The following is a 7,056-nucleotide window of genomic DNA, read 5'->3' on the forward strand; positions in this document are numbered from 1 at the left end:
AATAAGTACCCTAAACAAATTAACAGAACCAATGCTCTTGCCATATGCAAAGAAGTATGGGAGGGCTTATGGATTCGATCAATGGTTTCAAAATCTATAAAAGTGATTGATGATATACTTCTTAAAACATGTGAAAGTATTAGAACTGGCAGAAAGTTTCCAAGGAATCATAAAGTCAAGAAGCCGCCTGCAATGGAATACAAACAACTTTAGCCTTAACTAAACGACAATGATTTTGAAATTTCAAAAAATTTGTATGGAAAACAGGAATTGATTATTTCGGCTGGAGGCAGTGCGACTGAAAACGCTTTATTCAGTAACATAGCCAATATCCGCATGGCGCTTCCTGCTGGCTATCCAACGGTTGAAACTACCAATCCAAATGCATATGTAGTCAGGCTGAATGAGTATCAGTATCCAATTTAAATAAGGCTATGGATTTTAACATAACAAAAAATTCTGGGTGGTATCAAAAGGCAATTGGTTTTTTAGAGCAAAATTATCCAAATTGGCAAAAGTTGTTGATGAAAGCCATTGAGTAAAATAAATTATCATTATTTAAAAAATGAGTAAAACTTTAAAACACAATAACATCTTCTATTTTTGCATACCACTAGACAATATACCATTTGAAAAACTACCAATAGAGATTACTGAAAGGTATGCATATTGCAGATTTTATAATGTTTCATCAGTCATAAATGAACCTTCAGAATTTAATCTTGTTGGCGTTTATGACTTCCTAAATAATGTGCCACTAAAAAAAATAGATATTCTATTGACAACAGATTTTTTATTTGGAGAAGTGATTTCATATAGTCCTCCTTTAAGAGGTAAGGGGAGTTGGAAGTTAATAGATAGTCATCCTGTTAATATTACCAAAAATGAATTACCTCATTTAAAGTTTGGAAATAAAACCTTTTTTTATTTAAAAGAAGGAAAGTATTTTCTAGTGGCAGGAATAGAATCATCTTACGAAAATGTTAAACATCTCGAGAATCCCAATTGGAATGGAGATATATCAATTAAACTAAGAATAATTGTTGAAATACTTAGACGAAAAGCCAAAGCAATAGATCTTCATATTTCTACTCAGGAATGGGAAGAAATTGCATTTATTGTAATGAGAAGCGAATATAGTACCAAAAGAATGAATGATGATGCTATTAAGGAGGGTGTAAGCAATCTACTGCCAGAGATGCTAAAAATGCCTATCTACAGCGAGATACCCATAGAAATTCGGGGGAAATCACTAGATGAGATCTTGGATTAAATTCCGATAACTAGTCTTTCTTAATTGAGAAAGATCTCAGTCTTGGTTTGCATATCCAAAATCGAATTAATTCTAATTCGAAATATTCCATATGGCGACCATTAAAACGGCAGCAGGTGCGGTGGGTTGATAATACGACCAGTCCGAATGATTATGTGACGAAACTGAACGGGGTAAGTGTGCAGAAGATAGGGCTATCTTTGGTATTACGTGTGATGGCGGGGGATAGTATTACGATAGTTTCTAAAGCATTCTATAATTTTCAGAAGGCTCGATAAGGATCATGAAAGGCTACCCAAATCTTCTGTCGCGTTCATTCAGGTAGCATTCATTAATATTCTTTTAAAATAAGTCTGGGGGAGATTTAAACATTTTTTAAGTGATTTGTTGATTGAAAATGAATTAGAAGGGGTTGTCTCAAAACTTCGAGACAGCCCCTTTTAATTCAGGTACCTGATGGAGAGAATTTTCGTACATGCAATTCTCAGCGCCTTCCGGCAACTTATGATACATCCCCTTTTATTTAAGTGCGATCAACCTAATCACCCCTTCATCTCCCGCACGCTTCGCATGCTCTAACGGCGAATCTCCATTACTATCCCTCACATCCACCCTCGCATGATAACCCAACAACAACTTCACCATTCCTGTATCCCTATTCCTGCAAGCATTCATCAACGCTGTATTCCCATAATCATCCGCCGCATTTACATCTGCTCCACGATCCAATAACAACTTCGTCAATGACACATTATGCCTGTTCGCCAACAATATCAATATTGTCTCATGATCATGCATTTTAAAATCTACTTTCGCCCCATGATCTAAAAACAATTTCGCAATATCTTCATGCTCATTAGATACTGCATATGCCAGCGGTGTCAATCCTTCCCTGGATACAAGGTCTAACTGCGCACCCTGTCTCAATAGCATTTCTGTAATATCAGTATGTCCTCTGCTGGCAGCATACATCAAAGGTGTAACGCTATCTCTGTTCAATGAATTGACATTTGCGTTGTGAGACAATAACACATTTACAGTAGTTTTGAATCCTTTGAAAGCAGCCAGGGATAAAGCCGTTTCTCCAAACGTATTCTTTGCCTCAATATTCGCATTGGCACCCAAAAGCATCGCGACGATATTTGGTTCGTCATCTGCCGCGGCTCTGATGAGTGGCGTAAAGCCCTCCGTATCTTTGACCTCTGTGTTGGCATGGTGTTTCAGGTCGTAGCGTATGCTGGCTTCGTCTTTATTGATCACCGCATGCATCAGGTCTTTGTCATAAAAATTACATGCAGTGAAAGTTACAAACAACAATAAGTAGTAAGGTTTCATAAGGAAATTTTAATAAAAGGTGCAACACCTGGTGGAATTGCAGGCTGCTGCGTTGTTTTAAATTGTACGTTTTGAAATTGAATATCTTTGATGGCTTCTGCTTCTACGCCTTTGTTGGCTTGAATGTATACGTTTTTAAAGTGTAGGTCGTGTACAGGCATTTCAGGTAATCCACGGAATAGCATCGCGGTTTTTGCACCGTTACAAATAATATTGCTGATATAGAAGTCTTTAAATTCGGGGAGTTTTTCATTCCCTCCTGAAAGTGAAGATGCTTCATAGTATGTATCAAATGAGATCGCTTCGTTTATAATATTCACCATCCGGATGCTGTCAATATAGATGTCCTCCACCAGTCCGCCTCTGCCCCGGTTACTTTTCACCCGTATACCTACATCACTTCCTTCAAAGGAACAATGGGTAACATAGATATTGCGCATGCCGCCATCTGTATTACTTCCTATTACAAAGCCACCATGTGCACGGTACACAATACATTCTGCAATCAGGATTTCGGAAAGGGCTGCCTGTGAACCATCGCCACTTGATTTCATACAAATGCCGTCATCTCCTGCATTCACGGTGGTATGATAGATAATTACGCCTTTGCAGGCACTGATATCTATACCATCTCCATTTTGTGCCCAGGCTTCATTGAACACATTTGTATTCCTGATAATGAGGTCATTCACCTTCTGCGGGTTGATGACGAAGTTAGGCGAGTTCCGAAAGGTAGGACCATCTATCAGGACATGATTGCTATTACTGATCACTACCATTTTTGGGCGCAGGAAATCTCTTGCCGGTAGGTAATCGGTAATTGTTGCATCAGGTTTTAATGTTTTTAAATAGTTTTCTCCATTCATGGCTTCTTTACTCGGCCACCATATTTTACCATCGGCACTCACTACACCGCCTGAAGCTACGAACTGGTCCCATTGGGTGTTGGTGACTTTCATTTTCTTTAGCGGCCGCCAGCTTTGGCCATTTCCATCGAAGGTGCCTTCACCGGTGATGGATACATTTTCCAGTTTTTTCCCACTAATAGGTGGAGCTACTTCGAATTTGTGGCCATTGGGTAATAATGGGTATTGTGTACGGTCTGGCGTAAACAATACTAATGCGCCTTTTTCTACATGTAGGTCTACATTGCTTTTTAGTACGATGGGGCCTGTGAGCCAGGTGCCTGGTGGTACGATGACATGTCCGCCACCTGCAGCCGCACAGGCATTGATGACACGTTCAAAAGCAGTTGTATTTAAAACGGATCCGCCTTCGACAGCGCCATAGTCGCTGAGCAGAAATCTGGCTGAAGGGATAACCGGGTCTTTTATCGCCTGCATGGGGAATGGTGCCTTGTTCAGGTAATATTCAACCGGGTGCTTTTGGCATATGGCAGGGAGGGATAGGAAACTGACCACTGCCAATAGAAAAAGTTGTTTCATGAAACGTGGGAATTATATCGTTTTCTAATTTACGTATTTTTGTTGCCTTACATGGGACAAATTTTACAAACGGGCACACTGATTATTACACTGGATATGGCTCCTGGCGATCAGGCGTTTTTTGATGCACTGAGGAAAAAGCATTTTCCCGCGCATGCCAATTACCTGGATGCACATATAACTTTGTTTCATAAGTTACCTGCTAATGAGGGGAGTATTCCGGGTATACTCACGAAATTTGCAGATAGAAAAGCTATTACTCTGGAAGTGGATAAGGTACATTTGATGGGTATCTGTGTCGCCTATACATTAGTAGCAGATGAGTTGAAAAAATTACATGAAGAGATGCAGGTGGCTTTTGCGCCGTGGTTGATTAAGCAGGATCAGCAGGGGTTAAGGGCGCATATTACGGTTCAGAATAAGGTGACGACTTTTAAAGCACAGCAGTTACACCAGGAATTGAATGAAGGGTTTACGCCGTTTAAAATAGAGGCTACGGGCTTCAGTACGTGGAAGTATCTGAAAGGGCCGTGGAAGTTGTTGGATAAATACCCGTTCCTATTGTAATATCCCCCTAAAACTTTATCCCATCCTGCCACTCTGACACCACTCCTCCCCACTGGAATAATTGTTGCATTATCTCTCTTAAAAACTACTACCATGGCAACCTTTTCAGAAATGATCAACAGCGATAAACCGGTATTGGTAGATTTCTTTGCTACCTGGTGCGGACCTTGTAAAACCATGGCTCCCATCCTGGAAGACGTGAAGAAAAAAGTGGGCGAGTCCGCCAGCATTATCAAAGTAGACGTAGATAAAAACCCGCAGGCCGCCGCTGCCTACCAAATACAAGGTGTACCTACACTCATCCTTTTCAAAAATGGGAAAGTACTCTGGCGTCAGTCCGGCGTAGTTCCCGGTCATAATATCGAACAGATCATCAAACAAAACGCCTAAGTTAATCGCCAGCCACTGGGTGAAGTGATAAAATAATAAGCCTACCGCTGCTGGAATATTTGGTCGTGGCCTGAAAATTATATATATTTTTATTGAAAATATTGAAAGCAGCTCACACATGATCAAATCTTTTAGCAGCCTGGTAGCTTTACTGGGTATAGTTACCATCGCTCATGGGCAGGACCTCTACCAGCCCCGCAATATCAAAAAGGCTTACACTAATCAAACCAGGGACATGAACGGCAAGCCAGGCGCTAAGTACTGGCAAAACACCGGCAGATACGATATCCTGGTCACTGCGAATCCTCCTTCCCGTACCATTTACGGCACTGAATCCATCCGTTATATCAACAATAGTCCTGATACGCTCAGTAAGATCGTGATCAGACTGATCTGTAATATTCACAAGAATCAGGCGCCCCGCTCCGGTTACGTGAGTAAAGACTTCCTGACAGATGGCGTCTTTATTGATACACTCATCATCAATGGTACGCACGTTGGTTTTGACAATAACGTAGGTACTGTTGCAGATGTGGATCTGCCTCAACCGCTGAAGGCGAAAGACAGCATGCTACTGCACATCAGCTGGCACTACGATATGTCTGTACAAAGTGGTCGCGAAGGCAGTATTGACAGCACGACCTTCTTCCTCGCTTACTTCTATCCCCGTGTATCTGTTTATGATGATTACAATGGCTGGGACAGGATCGAACATATGGACAGGGTGGAATTCTATAGCGACTTCAACGACTATAAAGTAGCCGTAAAGGTGCCTGCCAACTATGTAGTATGGGGTACCGGCACTTTGCAGAACGTGGATGAAGTGCTGCAACCCGCTTTTGCTAAGAAACTAAAAAGCAGTTATACTTCTGACAATGTGATCCATATTGCCACAAAAGCAGATATGGAGGGCCACGAGGTGACCCGTCAGAATAAATGGAATACATGGATCTTTACTTCCAAAAATATTGCTGACGCCACCATTGGCCTCAGTAACCATTACATATGGGATGCTGCCAGTGTGGTTGTAGACAGCGCTACCAAACGCAGAACCAGTGTACAGGCAGCGTTTAGCGACAACGCGGCTGACTTCCACCACTCTGTGGAGTTCTCTCATTATGCACTGAATTATTTTTCTACCCAGTGGCCAGGGGTAGCATATCCTTTTCCTACTATGACGGCTTTTCAGGGCTATGCAGATATGGAATATCCAATGATGGTGAATGATGAAACTACAGGAGATGATCTTGAATTTGGCCAATTGGTGCAGGATCATGAGATTGCTCATACCTACTTCCCTTTTTATATGGGGATCAACGAAAGCCGTTATGCCTATATGGATGAGGGGTGGGCGACCACTTTTGAATACCTGATTGCGATTGCCGAAAGAGGGAAGGAGAAAGCGGATCATTTTTATAAGAACTTTCGGGTGAGAGGGTATATTGGGGATCCTTCTTCTGAGGAAGATCAGCCGATTATTACGCAGTCTCACCAGGTAAGTGGTCATGGTTATGGCAATAATTCATATGGCAAGGCATCTTTGTCTTACCTCGCTTTGAAAGATCTGCTGGGCGATGAGCGCTTCAAAAAGGCGTTGCATACTTACATGAATAATTGGAATGGAAAGCACCCTATTCCATGGGATTATTTCAATGCTATCAATGCAGGTAGCGGGCAGAACCTGAATTGGTTTTTTAATAACTGGTTCTTTTCCAATAACTATATTGACCTGAAATTGTCTCGTTTCGATCAACAGGGAAATAAAGTAAATTTGGGGATCAATAATGTGGGTGGTTTTGCCATTCCTTTTGATATTGTGCTGACTTTTGAGGACGGAGGGATTGAGATTGTACATAAAACTCCTGCCGTGTGGGCGAGTGGGGCGAAGGAGTTGCTGCTTAGTGTGCCGATAGCTAAAAAGGTGATTGGGGTTAAGTTGGATGGCGGGATCTTTATGGATGCGACGCCGGCGGATAATGAATGGAAAAAGCAGTGATGCCTGCGGCTGAATGCTGATTATAGCACGGGCAGGACATCTTTATGGAT

8 protein-coding genes are annotated in these 7,056 nt (G+C 41.7%); 6 read left to right on the plus strand and 2 right to left on the minus strand.

All coding sequences use genetic code 11. The features are described 5' to 3' along the window. The 3 genes from BW716_RS37965 to BW716_RS34190 form a co-directional block, all read left to right on the plus strand. Positions 1-213: hypothetical protein (locus BW716_RS37965; RefSeq protein ID WP_220388906.1), on the plus strand; the 213-nt coding region annotated here is incomplete at its 5' end. Between the two features lie 39 nt (positions 214-252). Beyond that, positions 253-426 (plus strand): hypothetical protein, encoded by a 174-nt coding sequence (locus BW716_RS37300; protein ID WP_179091403.1) that lies wholly within the window; start codon positions 253-255, stop codon positions 424-426. 139 nt (positions 427-565) lie between these two features. Next, positions 566-1,273, plus strand: a complete 708-nt coding sequence (locus tag BW716_RS34190; protein WP_083730539.1) for a hypothetical protein — start codon at positions 566-568, stop codon at positions 1,271-1,273. A 519-nt stretch (positions 1,274-1,792) separates the two neighbouring features. On the opposite strand, the gene BW716_RS34195 is transcribed toward BW716_RS34190, so the two are convergent. Further along, on the minus strand, positions 1,793-2,608 hold the full coding sequence (locus BW716_RS34195; protein ID WP_083730540.1) for an ankyrin repeat domain-containing protein: 816 nt from the start codon (positions 2,606-2,608) through the stop codon (positions 1,793-1,795). Continuing rightward, positions 2,605-4,053 carry a glycoside hydrolase family 28 protein gene (locus tag BW716_RS34200; protein WP_083730541.1) on the minus strand — a complete coding sequence of 483 codons (1,449 nt, stop codon included), beginning with the start codon at positions 4,051-4,053 and terminating at the stop codon, positions 2,605-2,607. Before BW716_RS34200 ends, BW716_RS34195 begins: the two co-directional genes overlap by 4 nt. 51 nt (positions 4,054-4,104) lie before the next feature. Here BW716_RS34200 and BW716_RS34205 point away from each other — a divergent pair, with 51 nt between their 5' ends. The 3 genes from BW716_RS34205 (at position 4,105) to BW716_RS34215 (ending at position 7,006) form a co-directional block, all read left to right on the plus strand. Then, positions 4,105-4,620 carry a 2'-5' RNA ligase family protein gene (locus BW716_RS34205; RefSeq protein WP_083730542.1) on the plus strand — a complete coding sequence of 172 codons (516 nt, stop codon included), beginning with the start codon at positions 4,105-4,107 and terminating at the stop codon, positions 4,618-4,620. 93 nt (positions 4,621-4,713) lie between these two features. After that, positions 4,714-5,010, plus strand: a complete 297-nt coding sequence (gene trxA, locus BW716_RS34210; RefSeq protein ID WP_083730543.1) for a thioredoxin — start codon at positions 4,714-4,716, stop codon at positions 5,008-5,010. Between the two features lie 118 nt (positions 5,011-5,128). Then, positions 5,129-7,006, plus strand: coding sequence for a M1 family metallopeptidase (locus tag BW716_RS34215; protein ID WP_083730544.1), 1,878 nt, complete (start codon positions 5,129-5,131; stop codon positions 7,004-7,006). The last annotated feature ends 50 nt before the right edge of the window (positions 7,007-7,056 follow it).

This window comes from [Flexibacter] sp. ATCC 35208, from assembly GCF_001975825.1.
Taxonomy (GTDB): Bacteria; Bacteroidota; Bacteroidia; order Chitinophagales; family Chitinophagaceae; genus Chitinophaga.